The following is a 23249-nucleotide window of genomic DNA, read 5'->3' as shown; positions in this document are numbered from 1 at the left end:
TCATGAAGTGGGGAGATTTCCAATCACAAGCTCGGAAATCTCTTTTTTTCTGTGCTTTTCGCTGATGAGGTTCAGCTATTTTCATGAGCTGTATGGATCCCATGCAGAACAGAGAGAACAAGCAGGCGATTCTGTATTCGCCTGCTTTTAACCGGATACTGTCAACTGCTTTCAGCCTTGCACGAAAGAGATCGCGGATATCCTTTCGGGATTCTTACTCATGGCATAATGCAATAGATCGTATTTAACCATAGAATTTGAAGCCCCTGTTCGCAAACACCCTGCAGTAAAAAGGTTCCTTTTATGACAGCTTCGCTCTTATTTTTTCTGCCGTATCCGCAATCGGCTTTTATGCAGCTGTCGCAGTGCTTCACTGCATGCATTTACCTGAAACCACTGTTCAAGCAGACAGAGAAAACACGAAACCATGGAGAACAAAAGAAGGTGCTCCATAATCATCATGCAGATTTCTCTTGTCAGTCCGCTTGTCTGCACGAAATGCAGGTAAAGCAGTGCTGCTCCTGTATACAGCAAGGTGAACAGCTGAAGTGACGCGGTCACGGAAACAAGCTCACCACCGTAAGAAAGCAGCGCTTTTTTTCTTCTTTGAAAGAGCAGGGCAATTACGATGCATCCGATAGCGAAGCCACCGCCCAAAACAGCCCTGCGAAGCAATGCCTCAGCAGTGTCTGCGTGCAGATAGAGCAGAATGCCGTAAAGCGGTAAATCCAGCAGAAGAAAGATCACCAGTGCAGGGATACGGCAAATGAGAAGGCGATGTCTGGCTTGCAGTAGTAAGACGTTGCAGGCACTGCCTGTCAGAAGGATTGCGGCAACATTCAATGCTTGCATTCCATCATCCCTCCCTTCATTTCCGATAACAGCCTCTGCTGATGCAGTACCGCAAGAAGATGCTGCTGCAGCCACAGTAGCAGGTCGCTGCTCATGATGTATACATAATCCTCCTGTAAAAGCCCCACATCCTCATGAAAGCTGTAATACTGTATTTTCATCTGATGCAGATCCTGTATGGATATGGTGTTTAACTGATGCAGAGTTAGCAGGACAGAATTGATTGCATGATACCCGGGCTGTTCAACACTTTGTCGCGCAGCCATCATAACGTAACCATCCTCCTTCGCAAAGGGTACCTCCTGATAAAGCTGTATATAGGTGTTCAGATAGGAGAGAACCTCACATACATAGATTCGAATGTCCTTGTGCTGTACCGGAAGCTGTGAAGCCGCAGCATAATACAGCTGTTCCAGCAATTCTTCTTCCGGATCCCCGCCGTGTTTTTTTCTGCCATGCAGTGCTGAGTTGTAACGGTTGATCCAGAAAAACGGCAGAATAGCCGATATGACATCAACCAGCGATGCGATCAGAAAGCAGATCAGCGCTGTATTGCGCGCCGCCTGCGATTGTGTAAAGCGCGAAAATGCAATTACCGTTATATCTGTGAAGGAATGATGCTTCTGATAGCTTTCATCAAGTGTTTTCATAATCCTGTTCACCGCTTCTTTATCCAAGGCCTGCAATACCTTAGCATGCTCTTTTAATGCATAATAGCTGTCGGATATCTGAAGCTCCAGATCGATACGGAATTTTTGATATTCCTCCTGATGCATATTGCGGAATGGCAGAAAGGCACTCAGCAGACTGGAAACCGTGGATCCCTTTTCCTGCTGGTCAGAGCCCAGAATGTTATGTTTCTGCTGCAGCTTTTGAATATCCGTAAGGGTAAGCTTTTGAAATTCACGGTACTGCCCCACCATTTGAATAACCTGATCCAGACTTATATTCAGCGTTTTCAAATCCTTCATGCCTTCCGCATCAGCTTCCTTCAAAAAGGCGTTCAGTGTATCCAGTAAATGATTGTAGGACATCGTCAGATTCTGAAATTCGGTATATGCCTTTTGCGAAGGCTGCTGACGGGTTTCAGCAGACAGCTCATCCAGCTCTTTTTTCATATGCTTCATACTCGTAGAACTGCTTGCGTTCTGCAGCTGCTTGATAGCTGCTTTCAGCTTTTCAGCCTTCTCCTCATTATCTGCAATCTTCTCCAGAGCCCTGGTCAGCTCCTTTTGATCCGTAGTCTGTGTAACACTGCTTCCTCCATCACTCTGCTGTGATGTGGTTACCGAGGTGGAAGGCTGGATGTTCTGAAGCGTACCGGATTTTTTCTGAATGGATGCGATAGCACTGTCCGTGATCTGTATCAGCTGGTTTGCCTGATTCTGCAAAGAATTCAACGCTCGCTCATAGGACACGTAATCTCCATACAGCGTGCGCAGCTCATCCTTGGCTGCTGCAAAGCTGCTCTGATATTCCTTATACTGATTTTTATAATCATTCAGTGGCGATATTGTATTATTGATGATTCCGACATAGGATGTAAGTACGGAAATACAGACAATCATAAGAAATATCATATAGCGTGTCGGCTTCATATGTGCATGCTGTCCGGCCTGTTTACTGAAGTAAAACAACAAAACCTGAACAACCAGCGCAAACAAAAACGGTGCCAGCGGATTGAGATCGAGCAGATAATAGCGAGCGCCGCGATAGGTTGTTGTCAGCGATATCAGCTGCAGAGCAAAGGTCGCAAACAGTATAATCGTTGTTGCATGCTGACCGGTTCTTGCATTTCTGGGAAATAAAATATCCCTTATCTGCTGACTCTGTTCATCCTCCATGCGCAATATCTGTTTTCTGCTTTTCTGATTCTTCTGACGCAGCTGACAATCCTCTATTCGCTCCCATACCCTCTGCTTCAGCAAAGAAGCGAGCACACCTACACCGCGCAAACCCTTTTTCATACTGTTATACAGAGATAGAAACAGCTGTCCGATATCCTGCAGCGGATGAAACCCATGCTGCCTTCGTTCTTTTTTTTCTTGTTCCATAAAGCCTCCTTTTCCCCTATTGGTATTATAAATAACGAAATTTAAGGAACCTGGTAAAAAAAACAAAAGATTTTCTAAAGAAAAGACAGCATACGGTTACTTTTATGAATTTCTGATATAAACAATTACAATAATACACCGCCTAACTAAAGACGACGTATGGATACTGTACAGCTAACCCTGTGTGCTTAACATAAAAAACTGCTGCGGATATGCGTCCGTACAGCAGTTTTATATCACCATAGCTTGTTCTTAGTACATTGGTCCGGCAGGCATTGGAGGTACCGGTGCCTCTTTTTCCTTAATTGCTGCAACACCAGCTTCTGTCGTCAGGAACAGAGCGGAAATACTTGCAGAATTGAGAAGTGCACTTCTTGTTACTTTTGTAGGGTCAATGATGCCTTCCTTGAACATATCCACCCAGTTTCCATTCTTCGCATCGAAACCGATGTTTTCTTTTGCAGTTTTCTGCTGTTCAACAATCTCTTCCGCATTGTATCCTGCATTCTCTGCAATCTGTGCAATTGGTGCCAGCAGTGCATCCATGACAACCTTGATACCCTTCTGAACATCCACAACATCGGATTTCAGTTCATCCTTTAATGCGATATAAGCTTCAACCAGAGCAGCACCGCCACCGATTACGATACCTTCCGCAACCGCAGCACGTGTTGCATTCAAAGCATCCTCGATACGCAGCTTCTTTTCTTTCAGCTCGCTTTCTGTAGTTGCTCCAACCTTGATGATGGCAACACCATTGCTCAGCTTACCAAGACGCTCTGCATAACGCTTCTTGTCGTAATCACTCTTGCAATTTTCCATCTGTGCACTGATTTCTTTTACACGTGCGTCAATAGCATCTTTAGAGCCGTTACCACCAATCATTGTCGTATTGTCTTTTGTTACAACTACCTTCTTAACAGTTCCCAAATCTTCCAGCTTCATCTCCTTCAGATCCATGCTTAAATCCTTGGAATAGAAGTTTGCGCCTGTCAGAATTGCGATATCCTTCAGAATTTCCTTCTGGTTATCACCGAAGCCAGGTGCCTTGGTAGCTACTACATTAAAGGTACCACGCAGCTTGTTAACAACCAATGTGGAAGTAACTTCATTTTCAATATCATCTGCAATCAGCAGCAGCGGTTTGTTTGTCTGGACAACCTGCTCCAGAACAGGCAGGATTTCCTGTACATTATTGATTTTCTGGTCAGTGATCAGCACATATGCATTTTCCAGCTCAGCCTGCATTTTTTCATGATCGCTTACCATATATGGAGATACATAGCCCTTGTCATACTGCATACCTTCACTGATTTCCAGCTCTGTATCAAATCCATTGGATTCATCAACGGAAATTACACCGTTGCGTCCAACCTTTTCCATAGACTCGGCAATGATCTTGCCAACTTCCTTGCTTCCGCTGGAAATTGCTGCTACGCTTGCAATATCATTACTCGTTTCCACCTTGCGGGATTTTTCCAGAATATGCTTTGCTGCTTCCTTGCTTGCGTATTCAATTCCCTCTCTCATCAGGACAGGATTTGCTCCCTTTTCCACCTGACGAAGACCGTTGCTGATCATGCTCTGTGCCAGAATAGTAGCAGTGGTTGTACCATCACCGGCAGTATCATTGGTTTTGTTCGCAACCTCATATACCAGCTTGGCACCCATATTTTCAAACTTGTCTTCCAGCTCGATTTCCTTTGCGATGCTGACACCGTCATTGGTGATCAGCGGTGATCCGTATTCTTTCTCCAAAACGACATTACGTCCCTTTGGTCCAAGTGTTACACGTACTGCATCTGCCAGTACATTCACACCATTCAGCATTGCTGTTCTTGCATCTTTTGAAAAACGTACTTCTTTTGCCATGTTCCTTACCTCCTGTTATGTTTTATGCTAATACTGCTAAGATATCTTCTGCTTCTATAATAATGTATTCTTCTTCATCCAGCTTTACATTTGTACCAGAGTACTCTTTATATACCACCTTGTCATTCTCTTTGATATCAGCCTTGCTGTCAGGTCCGATTGCTACCACCGTTGCGTAGCTTGGTACATTCTTTGCATTGTCAGTCAGGATAATTCCGCTCGCTGTCGTCGTTTCCTTCTCTGCCTTTTCTTTCTTCAAAATGACGTTATCGTGTAATGGTTTCAACATATAAAAATACCTCCTTGTCTTTTAGCACTCGCAGTTCTCAACTGCTAACACATACTATTATACTCAAAATTAGCACTTTGGCAAGAGGATTGCTAAAAAAAGATGAGAAAATTTTTATTGCGAATTCCGGAGGCTTAGTTTTCTTAGATTTCAGGTAACATCTGTATGGCCCCTGTAAGGGCTGGTTACGCAGTATTCTATGCAGAAGCGCTGCAGCATATGCAAAAAGAACCCGTTGCTCAGAACGGATCCCTTTTATTTGATTTATCTTCAATTCTTTGCTCTTTATAAGTTACAGCACTCAATCACGCATAGCATGTGGTGTCGGATGTTGTCTTACGGAATGAAGGAAGCAATCAAACAAATTATTTTGTATAGGCAGAGTCCTTTAATGTGATGGCAAACTGCTTCAGAAACAATGCAATATCCTTTTGCACATCTGTTGCCTTTTCAAACCGGATATTCTGACGCTTCCATGTTTTCTGTGCAATCTGAACACTTGGAATTCCCAGCTTTTCCACTGTCGCGGTTTCAACAGCCCCGGCAATTGAGGTGTCACCCGCCTTTTTCACAAATGCCTCCGCTTCCTTTCTGTAAGCGGCAACCTTCTCCTCGCTGCCCTTCTTAATAAACAATGCAGCCTGCGGATATCCGCTTTGCTCCATGTTATTTGCTGCCTTATATTCCTTCTGCAGATCCTTCAAAACCTTGAGTTCAATTCCTTTTTCCTTCGCCTTTGCAATGGTTGCAGTAGCAGCAGGCTCTGCCAGAAGACCAACAGTAGCCTTTTTACTCAGCAGCTGTGCCTGCACTTCATTTGCAGAATTGAAATAACGGATTTCAGGAGTAAACGACGATATATCCATACTGCTTTCCAATACCTTCTGCGGAACCGCCTTTTCACCGAAGGCCGCAAACATTCCCTCTTTCTGTAAATCTGCTTCATCACTTCCGATAATATACAGATTGCCCCATGTGACGACAGAGTCCAGAAGATACGCACTCTTATCCTTGGAAAGCAGCGCTGCTCCCAGGTTGATCGGAGCTATGATCGCATCATACTCACCATCCTTTTTCGCAAGCTGTGCACGCAATACATCCGTTCCGTCAACGGTATCGATGGTTACGTTCTGATTACCGTAAAGCCCAAGCACGGACAGAGACGGTGCTCCCATAGGCGCCAGAATTTTGATAGGCTCCTCTTTTTTAGATTTCTTTTCTTCCTGCTTGCTGCTCTGGGTGCTACAGGCTGTCATCGAAACAGCCAGTATTGCTGCAAGCGCCCCCTTAAGCAGCTTCATTACAGTTTTTTCTCCTTCACTGCATTCTCCATCATAGCAATGAAGTCATCCAGTGACATCGTTATAGATTCCCTGCTTTGTGCACGGCGCAGTGTAACACTTCGGTTTTCAATTTCACCGTCACCGATTACAAGCTGGTACGGAATTTTGGAAAGCTGTGCTTCACGAATACGGTATCCCAGTTTTTCGTTTCTTGCATCCAGCTTACTGCGGAAGCCAAGTGCACATAATTTCTCATGTACCTCATTTGCATATCCCAGATGCTTCTCATGATGAACCGGAACCACACTGACCTGCTGCGGTGCCAGCCATACTGGGAAATGTCCTGCGAAATGCTCAATCAGGATACCGATAAAGCGTTCAATGGAACCGAAGATTACGCGATGAAGCATGACCGGACGTACCTTGGAGCCGTCTTTTTCAACATAAGTCAAATCAAATCGCTCCGGCAGATTCATGTCCAGCTGAATGGTACCGCACTGCCATTCTCTTCCCAGAGAATCCTTGATATGGAAATCCAGCTTCGGACCATAGAATGCTCCATCTCCCGGATTCACCTTATAATCCTTTCCTGCATGAACGCAGGCATCTGCCAATGCTTTTTCACTCTGCTCCCAAATCGCCAGATCTCCAATGTATTTCTTTTCCGGACGTGTAGAAAGCTCGATGCGATAGCTCAGTCCGAACACCGAATATACACGGTCGATAAACTGAATCAGCTGCATAACTTCGCTTTCAATCTGATCGGGACGCATAAAGATATGTGCATCATCCTGTGTAAATGTACGGACGCGGAACAATCCGTTTAATGCGCCGCTTGCCTCATGACGGTGCACCTGTCCGAGCTCTCCCATTCGCAATGGGAGATCCTTATAGGAATGCAGCCCGTTCTTAAACACCAGCAAAGAACCCGGGCAATTCATCGGTTTGATTGCGAATTCACGATCATCAACCATGGTCGTATACATGTTCTCTTTATAATTTTCCCAGTGACCACTCACTTCCCACAGCTCTTTGCTCATCATGATTGGTGTTTTGATAAACTGATAGTTTTCCTTTGTGTGCTCTTCATACCAGAAGTTTTCCAGCAGATTGCGGATAATCATTCCGTTTGGCAGGAAAAATGGCATACCTGGAGCGAATTCGCTCATCATGAACAATCCAAGCTCTCTTCCCAGCTTTTTGTGATCACGCTTTTTCGCTTCCTCCAGCAGATGCAGATGCTCCTCAAGCTCCTCAGCTGTCGGGAAACAGATACCGTAGATTCTCTGCAGCATCTTATTGCTGGCATCTCCCTTCCAGTAGGCACCGGAATGCTTCAGCAGCTTGAAATTTTTCAACTGCTTAACTGTATCGACATGTGGTCCCCGACACAGGTCAATGAACTCCCCCTGCTGATAACAGGTGATTGTACCATCCTCCAGATCACTGATCAGATCAATTTTGTAGGGGTCATCTTGGAACATTTCCAAAGCCTCTTCCTTGGAAATCTCCTTTCGTACGATACGCTTGCCGTCCTTGGCAATCTTTTTCATTTCCTTTTCGATTTTCGCAAGATCCTCTTCCTTAATTACTTCATCACCCAGGTCAATATCATAATAGAAGCCCTCACTGATGACCGGCCCTACCCAGAATTTTGCCTGTGGATACAAACGCTTTACCGCCTGTGCCATCATATGTGCACAGGAATGATTCAGCCTGCTTAATTCCTCATGCTCTTTAATATCAATCATATTCATTTCCTCCTATCCAGAATATATCGTAGCATTCATTTGTTTCCGGTATGCGATAGCTTCGTTCCCAGCATCCACCAGCGTGCAGAATCGTTTTTTTCGATGCGATATTATCATCGCGACAACTGACCATAACCGCTTGCAGTCCATATTCCCTTTTTGCAAGTACAACTGCCTGCTTCAGCATCTCTTTGGCGATTCCCTGCCTGCGATATGCCGGAAGCACGCGGTATCCGATGTGCCCGATAAACTTTCTCAGATATGCATTGAGCTCATGCCGCAATACAAGCGTGGCAACGACTTCACCATGCTGCCTGACAACATACAGACTGCTGGAAACAACACCCTCTGGCAGATTTGCACCGATATGCCAATCTGTCTGTGCCTTCAGAAAAGCAGACATATCCGCATACTGAAGGCGAAACGGCAAAACATCTGTTTCCTCTGCATCCTTACAGGCATCCTCATAACGCTGCAGGGCTTCAGCGTCAGAAACTTGTGCCAGTACAAGCTGCATATCATCATCTCCTTCAACAAAAAAAGACTGCATCCAAAGGACGTTCAGTCTTACACGCGGTACCACCTTTGTTCATATGATTCCTCATATGCACTCAAACCCGTAACGCAGGCATGCGGCTTTCCCTTTCGGGTGCTACTCCAAGGTAGTAAGATCAGCATTCCTTCAAAGGACTTTCACCTGCCGTCCTTCTCTCTGCATCAGAATAATGATCCCATGTCCTTTTCCTCGTATTTAACTCCTGTCTATTTTATACACCATTCCAGACGATATGTCAAATACTTCTCCCATAAAAACAAATTCACAATAGTATTCAGAATTTGTAAACATACTTTCAAAATATTCCGTATTTTACAGCTTTTATGTATTGCGCTTACAAATTGGTAAATTTTAACAGTTTAATTTCCACTGAAGTCTAGTATAATTTTCACGAGCATGGAAAGGAGTATGTACATGAGAAAAACTTATGGTTATGTCCGAGTTTCCAGTCAGGACCAAAATGAAGCTAGACAATATCTGGAATTATTGGACATGGGAATTGACAAAAAGTATATTTACATGGATAAACTGAGTGGTAAAGATTTCAATCGGCCTGCGTATCATAAGCTTGTCTATAAGAAACTGAAACAGGGGGATCTGCTTGTCGTAAAAAGTATCGATCGTCTTGGCAGAAACTACAATGAGATTCTGCAGGAATGGAAATACATAACCAAGGACAAAAAAGTGGATATCAAAATTCTGGATATGCCGCTTCTTGACACTGATCAGAAAAAAGATCTGATTGGCACTCTGATTGGGGATATCGTATTGCAGCTGCTCAGCTTTGTTGCGGAAAATGAGCGTGTGAATATCCATCAGCGACAGGCTGAGGGAATCCGTGCAGCGAAAATGCGTGGTGTGCGGTTCGGCCGGCCAAAAATCGCATTACCGGAGGACTTCGAGGAGATTGTGTATTTATGGCAGCAGGGGGAGCTGCAAAGCAAGGAGGCAATCGCTATTTCCGGTTTGAAATATTCAACCTTTTATAAGAAGGTCAAGGAGCTGGAGGACGGTAAGCTGAATTCTGAGACATCAAGATAGCAGCTTTGCGTAACAAGGAAAAGGGAAAAGAAAACAAGTCCGTGAAACGCAAGGACTTGTTTTTTTGATAGGCTTACCAGCTTCCGCCGCCTCCGCCGCCAAAGCCTCCACCGGAGAAACCGCCTCCAGAGAAGCCTCCACCGCCAAAACCGCCAAAGCTACCTCCGCCGCTGCCGCCTTTTGGTGCCGGAACGTATGTAGCTGCAGCTGAAATATCATGAAAGCAGTAATGGAAATGATTCCACCACAGCATAGTGGTAAAAACACCTGTGGAATCATAGCCCTGATACCAGTTTGGTGCTGCCACCGCAATTGTTTCGAATTTTTTAACCCAAACATCACTTACACCAAGAACATACGCGTAAGGAAGAATGGAGAAAAATGCATAGGGATCATCCTTTGCAAGAAGCTCCAGACGGTCCTTCTCACAGGTTAGGATAAAATCCTTCAGACCGAGAATCTGTCCCAGCCAGCGCGTGCCCTGCTCACTGCGCTTGTCCATGAATATCATGATCAGAATCAGTAAAATGGTAATGACGGCATGAAGCAGTACCGCCCACATACTTCCGCCTACCAGCAACTGCAAAACAGCATTCACGGCAATCAGAATTCCATTCAGAAAGACCATAAGGCACATAACCAGCACAAAAGTCGGCTTCTTCATTACATAACGCTTACGCATGATAATAATCCATGGGATACAGGATGCCATCAGTAGCACGGATGGAATAACATAGGGAATTGCGAATAAATTCATTTCGTACTTGGCCTTTGCACTGAAGAAGGATAACAGCAAGCCCGGAAGGCCAATCAATAGGATCATAATCACTTGAAGTACCACAGAGGTATTCGTAAATATGCGTTTCTTGGGATCTTTGTTAAAATAATTCCGCAGCATGCTTTTGGCACTGGCAAGCCCTCTACGCACTTCTTCATTCTTCATTCCCTCTTCCCTGACGATGGTTTCATAAAGAAATATAGAATCAAAAAATGCACGTTCATAGGCATGACTGTTCTCTTTCGTCATATCCTTTAGCTTCTCCAGCTGAAATCCGTCCTTTTCATCATATATTTTTATGAAGCCGCGATTTGCCCAGTCGATGATCAGAGACAGAATATCCTTATTTTCTACGGTATTATCGATCACATAACCCACACCGGCACTGTCCAGACCATCCGGTGCTTTAAATTCAACCGTCGCGATGATCTCATCATCCCGTCCGTATTTCCAGAACAGCGAAAGAGCCGCCAACAGCAGTATGCCGGACGCTATACTCACCGGTATGGAATAATCCTTCGGTTTTGGATAGATAAAATATCCGTTTGGCAGATTAACCTTTATGGTTGCACTTTCATTGGACAAAAGAAGCCTGCCGGTTTCTCCCTTGATATGCAGCTGATCCACCTCATGTGTGAGGTTCGTTGTCGTTTCCCCGAAAGCCCCGCTGTAGGTAAACACCGCATTTTCATCAAAAGCCTTCGGCATTTTTATGTCATAGGACAAATGACGAATCTGAGTATCAAAGCCGGATGCAAGATTCCAATACAATGCCTGCGCATGGTTACTCAAATCCAGATCCTTCGTCTTTACATGATAAGAAATCTCATACTTCTGTTCCCCGTATACCGTCTTATCCGGATCACCGAGCTTAACAACCACCGCATCAGCGTTGCCCTCAAGAGAGCAGGTTCGGTTACAGGTTACTTCACTGACCGGAAAATAATAGCTCTTCTTTTCCAGCTTTCCATCCACAGACCACTCCATATCATAGGAGGTTGGGATATTACGAAAAAATCCATGCTTTGCTTCTGTAAAATTCAGCACATAGGTTTCTGTAATGTCAATACCACCATCCTCATGTACCTCCATAGACACATGCAGATCATCAATAATGAAAGCCTCCTGCGCATCCATCGGTATAAGCGTTGCCGCAAACAGCAAACAGCAGACCGCAATCCATCGTTTAATTTTTTTCATTGTTGTTTCCCTCATAAGAACATGTTGTTGCATGTTTTTCCAAGCGCGCCTTTATGCCGCTTTTCAGCTCACAGTTGTGCATCTGCCTTCAGCTGTTGCACATACTATGCAGCCGGATACCGCCTTATTTTTCAAAGGATAAAAAGGAATAGCTGTGCTATCCCTTTAAAACTGTACCTTTACGTTTTCACGCTGGGCAGCATCCTCGATTTCATACAGCGGCTTCTTCGTCTTATGGAACATGCCGGCAAGCAGATTGCTTGGGAACATTTCCACAAGATTGTTGAATTTCACACATACTGCATTATAGTATTTACGTGAATTTGCAATTTCAGATTCGATATTTTGCAGCTCGTTCTGCAGCTGTGTAAAATGCTGATCCGCCTTTAGGTTCGGATACTGCTCACTGATGGCATACAAAGGCCCCAGCATAGACTGAAAATTCTTCTCGGATTTGATTTTTTCATCCAATGACTGCGCATTTACAGCAAGATTTCGCGCACTGATAACCCTTTCCAGTGTCTCTGATTCATGCTTTGTATAGCCCTTGATGGTTTCCACCAAATTCGGAATCAAATCATAGCGCTTTTTCAGGTATACATCCATCGTAGAAAACGCCTCTTCCACTTTATTCTGCAGCTTTACAAATTTATTATAGGTTGAAATAACCCATAGCAGAATGAGTACGACTACAACAGCAATAATAATCATTATCATAGATATTCCCTCCTTTTATTAGCTAGATTATACCATAGAAGACATAGCTTCACCAGAAATTCTTTTCTCACGGCGTATTTCCATAAAAGCTCCTCTTCCTCGCTATACAAAACGCAGATAGAAAAAAGACCGGAAACCCCGGTCTAGAATACAAAATTCCCCTGTTCAAAGACGGCTACCTCGCACCCGTCTTCACAAACTCCGGTTATTTTCATATGCGGACTGCCAAACATGAAATCCACGTGGGTCATGGAATGATTGGCCCCTGCTTCCTTCAGCTGTTCCTCACTCATATCGACACCACCTGCGACATTCATCGGATACGCATCTCCCAATGCTAGGTGACAGGAGGCATTTTCATCAAACAGCGTATTCAGAAACAGAATACCGCTCTTACTGATTGGAGATTCGTAAGGCACCAGAGCAACCTCACCTAGATAACAGCTTCCCTCATCGAAATGAACGAGCGAGGACAGTGTGTCATATCCCTTCTCGGCGCCAAAATCAATAACCTTTCCATCCTGAAAGAGAAACCAGAAATCCTCAATCAGCGTTCCGTTATAATCCAGCGGCTTTGTGGCAAACACCTTGCCATTTACCCCGGTTTTCTTCGGCATCGTAAAAATTTCCTCCGTTGGCATGTTTGGATTAAACTCTACACCGGCTACTGTTTTTTCACTTCCTCCGGCCCACAGGTGATTTTTAACAAGCTCTACCCATAAATCCGTACCCCCTGCATTTTCAAAATGCAGCTTCTGGAAGCGATGCGTATTTAAGATCTGCTCCCTGCGTGCAAAATTTTCCTGCAGATCGATCCATTCCTGAATTGGATCATTCTCTGCCTCAACATGTACAGCAATGAGGATTCGATCCCACAGTTCCTCTACAGCAGCCTCTTCGCCCTCGAATTCAGGGAAAACCAGATTCGCCCATTCCCTATTCGGAGCCGCGACGATGCACCACTGTGTTTTATTCATCATGGTATATGACTGCAGTTCTTTTCCCGCCTTCGCCATGGCCAGACGTGCCTTGCTGATTTTTTCAGCATCCGCATCCTTTAAAATGCCGGGAATATCACTGATGATATGCAGAATGCAGGCTCCTTCTTTCATATAATCCAGTTTGCAGTCGATCTGCCAGGGCCGTACTGTACACAGGGTTTCCTCGTCCTGATACTGATAATGCTGCTTGGAAACGTAATCATCCTTATAGAAAACGAGTACCTCCTTTGCCCCTGCCTGATATGCTTCTTCCACACAGGCGCGTGTCATCTCCAGCGCTTCCACGGAGGTATTGATAATCAGCGTCTGTCCCTTTTGCAGGTTAACACCCTTGCGCACCGCAAGCTTTGCATATTTCTGTAAACGTGCATCCATTTTCCTACTCCTTTACGTATGCCATCGGCAGCATAGCTGCACCAATAATCCCCGGTTCATCCAGCTCAGCCTCCATAAACACCACAGTCTGCATTCCCTTATGAATCATATTACGGAAATAATTCTCCATCTTATCGAAGAATACATCCTTGCCCTTCATAACACCGCCACCAACGACAAAGACCTCCGGATCCACAACGTGCGCAATCTGGGAAAACATCACTGCCAGATCATACGCCACCGCATCACAGATTTCCAATGCCTTGGCATTTCCCTTGCGCGCCAGATCAAACACATCACCGGCATGCTGAACAGCATCTTCACCAAACGCCGCTTTTCCCTTACGGGTAATCGCCGTACCGCTTGCTTCATTTTCTACGGCTCCGACATTCAGATAATTCACCTTCTCACGGTTTCTGTCAATAATCAGATTGGCAATTTCCCCGGCATGTCCGTTTCTTCCGGCGATCACCTTCTGATTGACAACCAGAGCACCGCCAATGCCCGTGGAGATCGTAACATAGTAAACGATATCTTTTCCTTTTCCAGCCCCCTGCAGTGCCTCTCCCATACCGGCAACATTCACATCATTATCCAGGAATGTCGGTACGTGGAAATGCTCTTCAATTCTGGAGGCGATTGGATACCCCTCAAATCCCGGCAGATTGGTAGCCAGAATCATCTTGCCGTTTTTCGTGTCTACAGGACCCGGCACACCCATGCCAATACCGGCAACTGCTTCATATCCTTCAATACGTTCGATCATGGATATGATTTTACTAACTACCTGCTCCACACCTTTGCCGATTTCAGTAGGTTCCTTTACAATTTGCAGGATGGCACCTGTTTCATCAACTTTTGCCACTCTGACGTTTGTACCGCCCAAATCAACACCAATATACGTTTTCATAAAAAAGCTCCTCCTTTAAGACTTGTCTATATTGTATCATATCTGAAGGAGCTTTTCCTTAAATATAACAAATTTCTCAGCGTGCACTGCTCTCCTTCACATATGTTTTTTCGTAATGAAAAAACGGCATGCAGACACTGCCGGAGGTTATGATCTGATAAATTCGCAAATCATCCTTCACCCCCCTGTTTTCAATACGGACATCGTAATTTGCCGCATGTGTCAGCTGATCGATAACTGCAGGCGAAAAATCACTGCTTTCCAGTTCATGAACAACTCCGTAATGAAAATCATTGAGCTTGGCAATCTGCATCTGTGCTGACATCACGTTGATAAACAAAACACAAACAAAGGTTAGAAATATCATTGATAATGCACTTGTGATACTAATTTTCATAATACCTCCTTAATCCACCAACACCTGAATGTGCTTCACACTCTTCATTCCCAGGGAATTACGGACGACACATCGAACCGTATACACTCCCTTTTTCATCGGGTTTACCTGCCCGTAAAATTCCAGCTTTTCACTGATATCACCATCCATATGGTCAATCGCCCTCACATGTTCCCTGATCTGATAGCTGCTGCCCTGCGGTATGCGCTGATTCTGTGCAAGTATCTGTGGAAAGGAATGCTCCAGCAGCATCTGATTGATGTGCAGCTGCGTATTCTCCATCTGTTTACTTTCCTGTTCCATATAGGTCTTTGCACTCAGGCTCCATCCCCCGAATGCGGAAAAAACGACCGTAATGATCAGAATCGTAACCCAGACGGGTACGCTGATTCTGACTGCATTTTCCATTAGAACAGCCTCTCCAGCAGTCTGCTGATGACATCCGTGTACATTGCAAGAGACAGCATTGCCATAACAGAAAAAGCACAAATCAGTTCTACCATCAGTTCCACACTTTCTTTTACTGTCGTATCCATACTAAACTCCCAGCAGCGGCATGGACGTAAACAGATAATAGAATACCGTAAGCATGGCACTTGCACAAAGCAGCATCACTACGACCTCAACAGCCGTTTCTGTCGCATGTTCCATCAGCTCATGATCAGCTGGGATAAAATCAAAGATACAAAAAACATATACATACAGGGAACACTCATCATGATCATTGTCAGCGTATCGGCTGTAAAGAGCTCGCTGCGATAACGTCGCTCGCGCTTATCCCTTTCAATCCTCGAAAGGGCTTTTGTAAGTGCTGCTATCTCATATTTCAATTTATCCTTCGAAAGACTGCGATATTCATACAGCTTCATCATGATATCCCGAAATCCATCGATTTCATACATGGATAGAAAATTTAGATAAGCGTCTTTATCGGAATGATCCAGCGTAATCTGCTGTATGAAGCACTCCAGATCCGGTTTGAGAATTTCCGGTGCAGAAGCATAGGAGAGTGAGATTGCATTATAAATATTGTTTTCTCCAATCAATGCATATATCGTGTTAACCCAAAGAATGATGGCATCACTGATCTGTCTGCAGCGCTGATTGTGTCGAAGCCTGAGCCACAGCCAGGGCAGCTTATAGCCGCCATAGGTAAAGCCTACGGCACAAACTATACAGACAGGAAGCGAAGAGCGTTTTATAACCGTCAGCAGCACCCCTATCGGTCCCATAAAAAGCATGAAAGCAAAGCGTATGAGCGAATAACGCCATTCCTCTTTATGTTCAAGCAGATAGCCGTATCGCGTCGTATCATGTGTCATCCATTGCATAACCTGATTCATTTATTCATCCCTCCTCAGCCATTTCTTATTCACCAGCGACATATAAACCACCAGAAACAAAAGCATCAGTATCTCAAGCTCAAGAAATGTAAAAAGCTGATACTGCGCATTTTCAATAATGCCTGCCTGCACCTGCGCATCCTGATAGGCAAGTACGGAGTATACACTGATGGCAAAGGAAAGTACCGTCATGAGGAAAAACATATATTTGGCAGATTTTTTCTTTTTCTGAAACATAAGCATGCTGTTTTTCCAGCCATCGTAATCAATCAAATCCAAATTGTAATAGACAGAATCCCCACCCTGCTTCTCTCCGGTTATGAGCAGTGAGTGCAGTCGCTTCAAATAGGTATTTTCGTAGGACTCCTCTATGTAGCCAAGTGCTTTGGCATACTCTCCGCTGTCTTCGATTTCCATAACTGCACGATGAATGCACACGGACATTTGCGAATCATCCGCAAACAGATTGCAGGTTTCCTTCAGCGCTGTATTTAACTTTCCGTATACCTTGAAATACATGCGCATTCCTTCAAAGTAATGACAGTATTCCTCAAAGCGTTTTTTCTCACTTTGATAGATAAAATAAGAGGAGATCACTGCCGGTAGCAGCAGCATTAACGTTGCGATTACCACACATGTATACAGCAGCTGCAGCCTTTGCATATAACAGATTGCCCCCACACATAAACAGGCACCGCCGATGGTAAGCAAAAGATCCCTTTTGGAATAAGCACAGCCATAGGTTTCTATCAGCGGCTTCTTTGTAAAGCTATAGGTTTTCAATACCTTCCCTCCAATCCAGCTGAATATTCTGATTTGCAAAATACTTTTTAAAATACTCCGGCATCGCATATCGAATTGCCTGTTCCTCTCTTTGTTCATAGAGAAGACATTTCTGCGGTACTCTGTCTGCATCATTCCAAAACAGAGCAATCTGTCCGATATAACGGCGCAGCCTTCCGTTTCGCATGACTCTGCAGGGGGTGATGCATACCTGAATATAGTCGTGTATGGTAGAAAGCAGATGATGATCATTCTTGTTTGAAGAAAGCTGTATCATGCGCTGCGGCATTAACAGAGCATCCTTTACATGCAGCGTTGCCGTTACTCTTGCCGAACTGCTAAGCACCAGAAAAAGATCATCCACAGCCTCATCACGAACCTCCTGAAAGCAGACATAATCTGCATTGTCACGCAGAATACACGAGGTTGCCGCAGTATATGACATGATATCATTTATGATATACTGTCGGATATTGCGCTGCGGATACAATTCGAGCATACGCATTTCATCAATGTCACTAAGCAGAACGATACTCGCCTGATCATCACACATACTCAGCATTGTTTTCATCAGCTGTGTTTTTCCGGTTCCTACCTCACCTCCGAAAATCACGCTCATCCTTGCAATTACACAGGCCCGCAGAAAATCAAATATCGCAGAGCTGCAGTATTTCGTTTTTTTTGCCGTCTTTGGCGTAATCACGAGCTCTACCGGATTTTTTCTTATGCTCAATGTAAACCCGGATGTGGAGAAAGACTGATGTGTCGCATGTATGCGCAAGCCATCTATCTCACCATCCAGCTTCGGATGCTCATAATTAAACTGATCATTAATTGCTCCGGAATTGCAAAGTCTGTTCAACAGCTGCTCCAGATAGCCAGGCTCCAAAAGTGCTGCTCTGCTTTTACCTTTCTGCACATGTGTTGTATAAACTGTTTTTCCGTTACTGTCAATGTCCGTAATCATCGCATCATTTACAAATGGCTGCAGAATTCCAAAATCAAATGCCATATTAGCTGCCTGCTCCGGTTGAATTGAATAGGTTATTTGTCTGCTCTACGGTTTTATCAGAAACACTTTTTGAGTATTCCTTGCTTGTAGCGATAAAGATACTTCCAACAACGAGTGCCAGTACAACAAGAACAGCTATTTTAGGTGCATTTTCCATTTTCATTTATCCTTTCCGTGGGGTTGCCACAAAAAAAGCACATTACTATGTGCGCGCTTTTTGACAGGAAGACATAACCTGCATATGATTAGGGGAGATCATATGCTTCAATAATCATAGTTTTTCGCAGCCTGCGCTGATCTCTGACTCCATTCATATGAACAAAGTCTGCGATCAGCTCAACATCCAGTAATCCATCCCTGCTGATATCCATAATTCGCAGGGTGTAATCCGTATCCGAATTAATATTGGATGCAAATTCACGCAAAAGCTCAGCCTCCATGCCGGATTCATCCACAGCATACATTTTATGGATTCCTACCGCCTTTAGCGAGTTTCGCATACTGATTTCTGCGGCATCCTCCATCTCACTTTTTCTCTGTGATATGGAATTGATATCCATCACAAGCAGAATAGAGACAGAAAAGCAAATCAACAAAATACTATATTTGATAACGGATTTCATACTCACCTCCTAAGATATGAAAATTCTTCCAGAAACGCCTTGTTCTCCTGCGTTGAATACCCGTGCGCTGCATTGAACCTGCGGATTTTCGCAATATCCTCTGCCGTGAGATGCCAGGTGCACTCTGCCTGCGCTGAGGTTTTCTGCAGGGACTGTGTCAGCCTTTGAAATTGTGTTGTCGCTCTCCAATAGCTGTCCGGATGCAGTGTCTGAATATGGCTGGCGGATATTGAGCGAATATATTTTCTGGAGCGATCCTCTTGTGCACGTTTATCCAGAACGATAACCTTGATATTTTTTTCGGAACGGTTTCCTGCGCTGTCTTTTACTTCATAGGTTAACTCATAGGTTCCCTGCTTTTTCAGATTCGTCGTATCTTTGAGAACTGTCAGCCGTGCGCTGATATCACCATCCTCCTTATCCTGTGCCTTCGCCCGTTCCAGGCGTATCCGCTGCCATTCCTGCACCGAATACAAGTCCTCAAAGATATGGATATCCTGTGCAGTGATTACCGGTTCCTCATCCCAATAGGCATACAGCGTCATAGAGTTCTTCACAGGCTGCCGGAAGTCGTACCTCACACCTGCAGCCGTATACCAGCCCATAAATTTATTATTCTTTTTTACTGGATCAGCTGGCGTACCTGCTTTATCTCCATAAGTGATGGTCTGAGATGCAACAAAAGAGCCTCCATTGGAATCAAAGGTAACAGTGAAGGTCCGTATTTTGTAGGAGGCAGTAATGGTTCTGTTTCCCGTAACATTGGTATAATCGCCCTTCCATCCCTGAAAAATATATCCTTCTCTGGTCGGCGAGGACGGCGGAGATGCATTTCCGCCATGTGAAACCGCTTGTGTTTTCAACACACGCCCATCCCAATCCAAAAAATTCACAGTATAGGTGTTGGTAGCATATTGGGCTGTTATCACCAAATCCTCACGGACATTTTGAAAGGGCTTGTCCCATCCGGTAAACGTCTTATCTGTTTTATTGGATACCTTCGGAGCTGTTGCGCTCTTATACCTCTCCACTGTTTGTGTCTTCAATACCGTACCGTCATCATCAAGAAATTTGACCGAATAGGATGGCAGAGGAATATTGATGGATTTGGTCACATTCACAACGGTTAATGCTCCGTCCTTAATATCACGAAGCTCAACGACATGTGTTCCTGATTTTATGGTTACTGTTTTTTCTCCGCACAGCTGTGTTTTGTTTGCTATATGCTTATCAATCCAGCTGGAAAAGGTTGCAACCTTTTTATTATCTAGGAAAACACCGACAGGTACTTTTTGATAAATATAGGAACCAGCATTTCCCTTATGTGTTATGTAATATCGAAACCGGTATTTCATTGTCATAGCCTCATCGTCAAAGCCAACTAATTCGTAAGTAACTGTTTCAAAAAAATTACCATTATTCCAGCTTCCCATAGCTGTATGCCCAATTATTTTTTCATTCTGACTCTTTGGGACAAAATCTTTCTTCGATAAAGCTGCTGCATTCATTTCTGTTAAATTCATGGGAATTATACTCATACATAGAATCAGCAGTATCATCATCTTTAAAAAATGCTTTTTTTTCATGTTTGCCTCCTGCCTTTCAAAATAAAAAGGAGTTCATATGAACATCCTTTACTTTCTATTTGAAAAATTCTATAGTCCAAGGTGTTGTTCCATCACCTGCATTTGCATAATCACCATCGAATGGTTGTCCTATTTCCATATAATAACCATACCATGGACCCCCTTCTAACTTTACCTGTTCATTCGCCCATGCATATGCCTCATCATACGTTGCAAAAACACGTCCACTATTTCCGAGCAGATAACTAGGGAAGTTACTCACTGTCATTACTGGTTTCTCTTTTTCAGGCGGATACACAGGCTCCTTCTCCGCAGCATTACCGCTTGTTGCTTGCGATGAATCCGGCTTTGGATTCGCATCCTTCGGTTTATCACTGCTCTGGTTACCTGATGTAGAAGATGATGCCTGGCTCTGTTCAGGCTGCTGCACTTTTGTTTCTGTATCTGTTTTATCTGCACCCTTACTTTCTGAAGCCTTTTCACTCTTTTTGTTATCCTTCTTTTTCTCTTTCTTTTTTGTATCCTTTTTTGCTGCTTTTCCCGTATCGATGGAAACCTCTGCGGAAGCATGCTCCTGCTTTAACCCTGATTTCTCCTTACCATCGCTTGTAAACTGCACAAGCAGACTGTTTTTCTCTGACAGATTGCCGCTGCTATCCTTAACCTGCACATCGAAAACGACTTCTTTATCAGACTCTGGAATCCGCTTGAGTCCAGCGAACGATTGAAACTTCTTATCATAGTTATCCGTGATAACGGCATTATCGCGAATGGCATCATTCACTTTATCAAGATTTGAACCCAGCTTGAAAATCAAACGCTTCTTTTTCCATTTCAGAATCGGCCTTTCTTTATCAACAACCTTCACCTTCAGCTTATAATCCTCATTTCCGTAAGCAATGGTGATTGAATAAGTTCCCAGCTTTTGAATATCCAGATTCCCGCTTTTTACCGTCACCTTATCTGTCTTGTCAACGGAATCAAAAAAGCAGGACGCAGACAAATCCAGTTCCTTATGCACAGGTATTTCAATCTCCCCGCTTTTTAATACCGGCGTGGATGAACAGCCCATAAGCAACAGTGTCGTCAGCAAGCCTGCTGAAAAAAAACTCTTCTTCATATCTTCTTCCTCCATTTCATTCCCACGTAATCATTATACTATAGATTTCATGAGACGCAATACCGCTTTTATTCTTACAACCTCCTTTCAAAAAAAAGAAACACGACAGGCTCATGTTTCCTTCAATTCTTTACATTAGTATAATACCATGAAACACCGTGCAGTTCCCACGCAAATTTCAGGCAAAAAACACGCAGCTGCAACGCAAAAAAAGAGCATGATCACTCATGCCCGGTATTCTTCTTATTTTACTTCAATAATCTTCATTGTGTTGGTAGCACCATTTCCTACCGGATATCCGGCAACGATAATGATGGTTTCACCAACCTTGATTCCCATTTCCTTCGCGATCGCTCTAGCCAGCTCACACTCATTGTTCTGATTATTTGCGACCTCAGAAAGTACTGTCGTAACACCCCAGTTCATAGCAAGAGAGCGCTGCGTTTTTTCATCAAAGGTAACGGCGATAACCGGTGCTTCCGGACGGAATTTTGAAATTCTTCTTGCTGTAGTACCACTCTGAGTAAATGCGATAACTGCCGCAACATCCAATGCCATAGCTGTATCCGCTACTGAAATAGCGATTGCATCATTCTTTGTTCTCTGGCTTGTCTTAATACTCGCCTTCAAACGGTCTCTAAACGGAATGGTCGGCTCCATTGCCTTCGCAATGCGATCCATTGTCTGTACAGCCTCGATAGGATACAGACCTGCAGCAGATTCTCCGCTCAGCATAATTGCATCTGTTCCATCCAGTACGGCGTTGGCAACATCACTTGCCTCGGCACGTGTCGGTCTTGGATTCCCCTGCATAGACTCCAGCATATGTGTAGCAGTCACAACAGGTTTTCCCATTGCATTTGCTGTTTTGATGATTTTCTTCTGATAGATTGGTACCAGCTCAAAGGAAACATCAACACCAAGGTCACCACGAGCTACCATGACACCATCCGCTACCTCCAGAATTTCTTCCAGATTGTCGAAGCCTTCCTGATTTTCAATCTTCGGAATGATCTGGATATCCGGTTTTCCTTCTTCTCTTAAAATCTTACGGATTGCCAGAATATCTTCTTTTCTTCTTGTGAAGGATGCAGCGATATAATCCACGCCCATCTGGCATCCGAAACGGATATCTGCGTCATCCTTCGGAGAGATGAACGGCATACTCAGCTTCACACCAGGCAGGTTACAGCCCTTCTTGCTCTTCAGCTGTCCCGGGTTCTCAATACGGCACTTCAGTTCGCCTTCCCTCTTTTCCAGAATGGTCAGACGCATTTTCCCATCATCAATCAGAATGGTTCCGCCAACTTCAACATCGTCGAAGATTTCCGGACACTGAATGTGAAATTTCTCGTGTGTTCCTAATATTTTTTCACGAACGATGGTAACCATATCGCCCTTCTCGTACGTTTCCACGCCGTTCTCAAATTCGCCCAGACGTACCTCCGGTCCCTTTGTATCCAGCAGAATTGCGATATTTTTTCCTGTTTCCTTAACGACCTCACGGATATTCCTGATACGGTTTCCGTGTTCTTCAAAATCTCCGTGGGAGAAATTCAAACGGATGATGTTCATTCCGTTTTCGACGAGCTTCGTCATCATTTCCTTGCTTTCGGAAGCAGGGCCAATCGTACAAATAATCTTAGTTTTTCTGTTTGCTAACATGTTAATTTCCTTTCCTAATTACCTAATAGATACTGCGAGCA

The 23249-nt window shown here is 44.1% G+C and carries 23 protein-coding genes; 1 reads left to right on the top strand and 22 read right to left on the bottom strand.

Annotation, left to right across the window (positions count from 1 at the left end; all coding sequences use genetic code 11):
- Positions 1–318 precede the first annotated feature (318 nt).
- The 7 genes from ACESPQ_RS13280 to ACESPQ_RS13250 all read right to left on the bottom strand — a co-directional run bounded on the left by ACESPQ_RS13280 (position 319) and on the right by ACESPQ_RS13250 (position 8618).
- Positions 319–852: a hypothetical protein gene (locus ACESPQ_RS13280; RefSeq protein ID WP_373144470.1), complete on the bottom strand. Its 534-nt coding sequence runs from the start codon at positions 850–852 to the stop codon at positions 319–321.
- Entirely contained in the window at positions 840–2906 is a 2067-nt protein-coding gene (locus ACESPQ_RS13275; RefSeq protein WP_373144469.1) for a hypothetical protein, read from the bottom strand. The genes ACESPQ_RS13280 and ACESPQ_RS13275 overlap by 13 nt, the downstream gene beginning before the upstream one ends.
- Before the next feature lie 252 nt (positions 2907–3158).
- On the bottom strand, positions 3159–4778 hold the full coding sequence (gene groL / locus ACESPQ_RS13270; protein WP_002608673.1) for a chaperonin GroEL: 1620 nt from the start codon (positions 4776–4778) through the stop codon (positions 3159–3161).
- Between the two features lie 22 nt (positions 4779–4800).
- Positions 4801–5067: a molecular chaperone GroES gene (locus ACESPQ_RS13265; protein ID WP_002608672.1), complete on the bottom strand. Its 267-nt coding sequence runs from the start codon at positions 5065–5067 to the stop codon at positions 4801–4803.
- A 365-nt stretch (positions 5068–5432) separates the two neighbouring features.
- Positions 5433–6368, bottom strand: a complete 936-nt coding sequence (locus tag ACESPQ_RS13260) for a hypothetical protein (protein ID WP_002608671.1) — start codon at positions 6366–6368, stop codon at positions 5433–5435.
- Positions 6368–8101, bottom strand: coding sequence for a threonine--tRNA ligase (gene thrS, locus ACESPQ_RS13255; protein ID WP_002608670.1), 1734 nt, complete (start codon positions 8099–8101; stop codon positions 6368–6370). Before thrS ends, ACESPQ_RS13260 begins: the two co-directional genes overlap by 1 nt.
- The gene (locus ACESPQ_RS13250; RefSeq protein WP_002608669.1) at positions 8094–8618 is read right to left on the bottom strand and encodes a GNAT family N-acetyltransferase; all 525 of its coding nucleotides are present in this window, start codon (positions 8616–8618) and stop codon (positions 8094–8096) included. The genes thrS and ACESPQ_RS13250 overlap by 8 nt, the downstream gene beginning before the upstream one ends.
- Before the next feature lie 453 nt (positions 8619–9071).
- Between ACESPQ_RS13250 and ACESPQ_RS13245 the strand changes: the two genes are divergently transcribed.
- Positions 9072–9698: a recombinase family protein gene (locus ACESPQ_RS13245; protein ID WP_008727571.1), complete on the top strand. Its 627-nt coding sequence runs from the start codon at positions 9072–9074 to the stop codon at positions 9696–9698.
- Between the two features lie 73 nt (positions 9699–9771).
- On the opposite strand, the gene ACESPQ_RS13240 is transcribed toward ACESPQ_RS13245, so the two are convergent.
- From ACESPQ_RS13240 to pyk, 15 genes are all read right to left on the bottom strand, one after another.
- A complete protein-coding gene (locus tag ACESPQ_RS13240) occupies positions 9772–11676 on the bottom strand; it encodes a DUF2207 domain-containing protein (RefSeq protein WP_373144468.1) in 1905 nt (634 codons plus the stop codon).
- Positions 11677–11841: 165 nt separating this feature from the next.
- Complete coding sequence (locus ACESPQ_RS13235; RefSeq protein WP_008727570.1) at positions 11842–12393, bottom strand: LemA family protein; 552 nt, start codon at positions 12391–12393, stop codon at positions 11842–11844.
- Between the two features lie 143 nt (positions 12394–12536).
- Positions 12537–13769 (bottom strand): aminopeptidase, encoded by a 1233-nt coding sequence (locus tag ACESPQ_RS13230; protein ID WP_373144467.1) that lies wholly within the window; start codon positions 13767–13769, stop codon positions 12537–12539.
- Between the two features lie 4 nt (positions 13770–13773).
- Positions 13774–14679, bottom strand: a complete 906-nt coding sequence (locus tag ACESPQ_RS13225; RefSeq protein WP_002608664.1) for an ROK family protein — start codon at positions 14677–14679, stop codon at positions 13774–13776.
- A 76-nt stretch (positions 14680–14755) separates the two neighbouring features.
- The gene (locus ACESPQ_RS13220) at positions 14756–15076 is read right to left on the bottom strand and encodes a hypothetical protein (RefSeq protein ID WP_373144466.1); all 321 of its coding nucleotides are present in this window, start codon (positions 15074–15076) and stop codon (positions 14756–14758) included.
- Positions 15077–15085: 9 nt separating this feature from the next.
- Entirely contained in the window at positions 15086–15484 is a 399-nt protein-coding gene (locus ACESPQ_RS13215; RefSeq protein WP_008819401.1) for an immunoglobulin-like domain-containing protein, read from the bottom strand.
- Positions 15484–15612: a hypothetical protein gene (locus tag ACESPQ_RS13210; RefSeq protein ID WP_002608661.1), complete on the bottom strand. Its 129-nt coding sequence runs from the start codon at positions 15610–15612 to the stop codon at positions 15484–15486. Before ACESPQ_RS13210 ends, ACESPQ_RS13215 begins: the two co-directional genes overlap by 1 nt.
- Positions 15613–15726: 114 nt before the next feature.
- Positions 15727–16419: a hypothetical protein gene (locus ACESPQ_RS13205; protein WP_373144465.1), complete on the bottom strand. Its 693-nt coding sequence runs from the start codon at positions 16417–16419 to the stop codon at positions 15727–15729.
- A complete protein-coding gene (locus ACESPQ_RS13200) occupies positions 16420–17202 on the bottom strand; it encodes a hypothetical protein (RefSeq protein ID WP_002608658.1) in 783 nt (260 codons plus the stop codon).
- Complete coding sequence (locus tag ACESPQ_RS13195; protein WP_109770333.1) at positions 17189–18214, bottom strand: ATPase, T2SS/T4P/T4SS family; 1026 nt, start codon at positions 18212–18214, stop codon at positions 17189–17191. The genes ACESPQ_RS13200 and ACESPQ_RS13195 overlap by 14 nt, the downstream gene beginning before the upstream one ends.
- Position 18215: 1 nt before the next feature.
- A complete protein-coding gene (locus tag ACESPQ_RS13190) occupies positions 18216–18371 on the bottom strand; it encodes a hypothetical protein (protein ID WP_002608656.1) in 156 nt (51 codons plus the stop codon).
- Positions 18372–18459: 88 nt separating this feature from the next.
- A complete protein-coding gene (locus ACESPQ_RS13185) occupies positions 18460–18837 on the bottom strand; it encodes a hypothetical protein (RefSeq protein ID WP_109770334.1) in 378 nt (125 codons plus the stop codon).
- 2 nt (positions 18838–18839) lie between these two features.
- Entirely contained in the window at positions 18840–20423 is a 1584-nt protein-coding gene (locus ACESPQ_RS13180; RefSeq protein ID WP_109770335.1) for an InlB B-repeat-containing protein, read from the bottom strand.
- 55 nt (positions 20424–20478) lie between these two features.
- Positions 20479–21543: a hypothetical protein gene (locus ACESPQ_RS13175; RefSeq protein WP_373144464.1), complete on the bottom strand. Its 1065-nt coding sequence runs from the start codon at positions 21541–21543 to the stop codon at positions 20479–20481.
- A gap of 243 nt (positions 21544–21786) precedes the next feature.
- Entirely contained in the window at positions 21787–23208 is a 1422-nt protein-coding gene (gene pyk / locus ACESPQ_RS13170) for a pyruvate kinase (RefSeq protein ID WP_002608652.1), read from the bottom strand.
- Positions 23209–23249 lie beyond the last annotated feature (41 nt).

This window comes from Clostridium sp. HGF2, assembly GCF_964240115.1.
Classification (GTDB): Bacteria; Bacillota_I; Bacilli_A; order Erysipelotrichales; family Erysipelotrichaceae; genus Clostridium_AQ; species Clostridium_AQ innocuum.
The sequence above is the reverse complement of the archived record's forward strand: the minus strand, read 5'-3'. Positions and strand labels throughout refer to the sequence as shown.

Bases quoted from the DNA above. Each gene is read 5' to 3' on its own strand.
- ACESPQ_RS13280 (WP_373144470.1), bottom strand. From the start codon at position 852: ATGCAAGCATTGAATGTTGCCGCAATCCTTCTGACAGGCAGTGCCTGC.
- ACESPQ_RS13275 (WP_373144469.1), bottom strand. From the start codon at position 2,906: ATGGAACAAGAAAAAAAAGAACGAAGGCAGCATGGGTTTCATCCGCTG.
- groL (WP_002608673.1), bottom strand. From the start codon at position 4,778: ATGGCAAAAGAAGTACGTTTTTCAAAAGATGCAAGAACAGCAATGCTG.
- ACESPQ_RS13265 (WP_002608672.1), bottom strand. From the start codon at position 5,067: ATGTTGAAACCATTACACGATAACGTCATTTTGAAGAAAGAAAAGGCA.
- ACESPQ_RS13260 (WP_002608671.1), bottom strand. From the start codon at position 6,368: ATGAAGCTGCTTAAGGGGGCGCTTGCAGCAATACTGGCTGTTTCGATG.
- thrS (WP_002608670.1), bottom strand. From the start codon at position 8,101: ATGATTGATATTAAAGAGCATGAGGAATTAAGCAGGCTGAATCATTCC.
- ACESPQ_RS13250 (WP_002608669.1), bottom strand. From the start codon at position 8,618: ATGCAGCTTGTACTGGCACAAGTTTCTGACGCTGAAGCCCTGCAGCGT.
- ACESPQ_RS13245 (WP_008727571.1), top strand. From the start codon at position 9,072: ATGAGAAAAACTTATGGTTATGTCCGAGTTTCCAGTCAGGACCAAAAT.
- ACESPQ_RS13240 (WP_373144468.1), bottom strand. From the start codon at position 11,676: ATGAAAAAAATTAAACGATGGATTGCGGTCTGCTGTTTGCTGTTTGCG.
- ACESPQ_RS13235 (WP_008727570.1), bottom strand. From the start codon at position 12,393: ATGATAATGATTATTATTGCTGTTGTAGTCGTACTCATTCTGCTATGG.
- ACESPQ_RS13230 (WP_373144467.1), bottom strand. From the start codon at position 13,769: ATGGATGCACGTTTACAGAAATATGCAAAGCTTGCGGTGCGCAAGGGT.
- ACESPQ_RS13225 (WP_002608664.1), bottom strand. From the start codon at position 14,679: ATGAAAACGTATATTGGTGTTGATTTGGGCGGTACAAACGTCAGAGTG.
- ACESPQ_RS13220 (WP_373144466.1), bottom strand. From the start codon at position 15,076: ATGAAAATTAGTATCACAAGTGCATTATCAATGATATTTCTAACCTTT.
- ACESPQ_RS13215 (WP_008819401.1), bottom strand. From the start codon at position 15,484: ATGGAAAATGCAGTCAGAATCAGCGTACCCGTCTGGGTTACGATTCTG.
- ACESPQ_RS13210 (WP_002608661.1), bottom strand. From the start codon at position 15,612: ATGGATACGACAGTAAAAGAAAGTGTGGAACTGATGGTAGAACTGATT.
- ACESPQ_RS13205 (WP_373144465.1), bottom strand. From the start codon at position 16,419: ATGAATCAGGTTATGCAATGGATGACACATGATACGACGCGATACGGC.
- ACESPQ_RS13195 (WP_109770333.1), bottom strand. From the start codon at position 18,214: ATGGCATTTGATTTTGGAATTCTGCAGCCATTTGTAAATGATGCGATG.
- ACESPQ_RS13190 (WP_002608656.1), bottom strand. From the start codon at position 18,371: ATGGAAAATGCACCTAAAATAGCTGTTCTTGTTGTACTGGCACTCGTT.
- ACESPQ_RS13185 (WP_109770334.1), bottom strand. From the start codon at position 18,837: ATGAAATCCGTTATCAAATATAGTATTTTGTTGATTTGCTTTTCTGTC.
- ACESPQ_RS13180 (WP_109770335.1), bottom strand. From the start codon at position 20,423: ATGAAAAAAAAGCATTTTTTAAAGATGATGATACTGCTGATTCTATGT.
- ACESPQ_RS13175 (WP_373144464.1), bottom strand. From the start codon at position 21,543: ATGAAGAAGAGTTTTTTTTCAGCAGGCTTGCTGACGACACTGTTGCTT.
- pyk (WP_002608652.1), bottom strand. From the start codon at position 23,208: ATGTTAGCAAACAGAAAAACTAAGATTATTTGTACGATTGGCCCTGCT.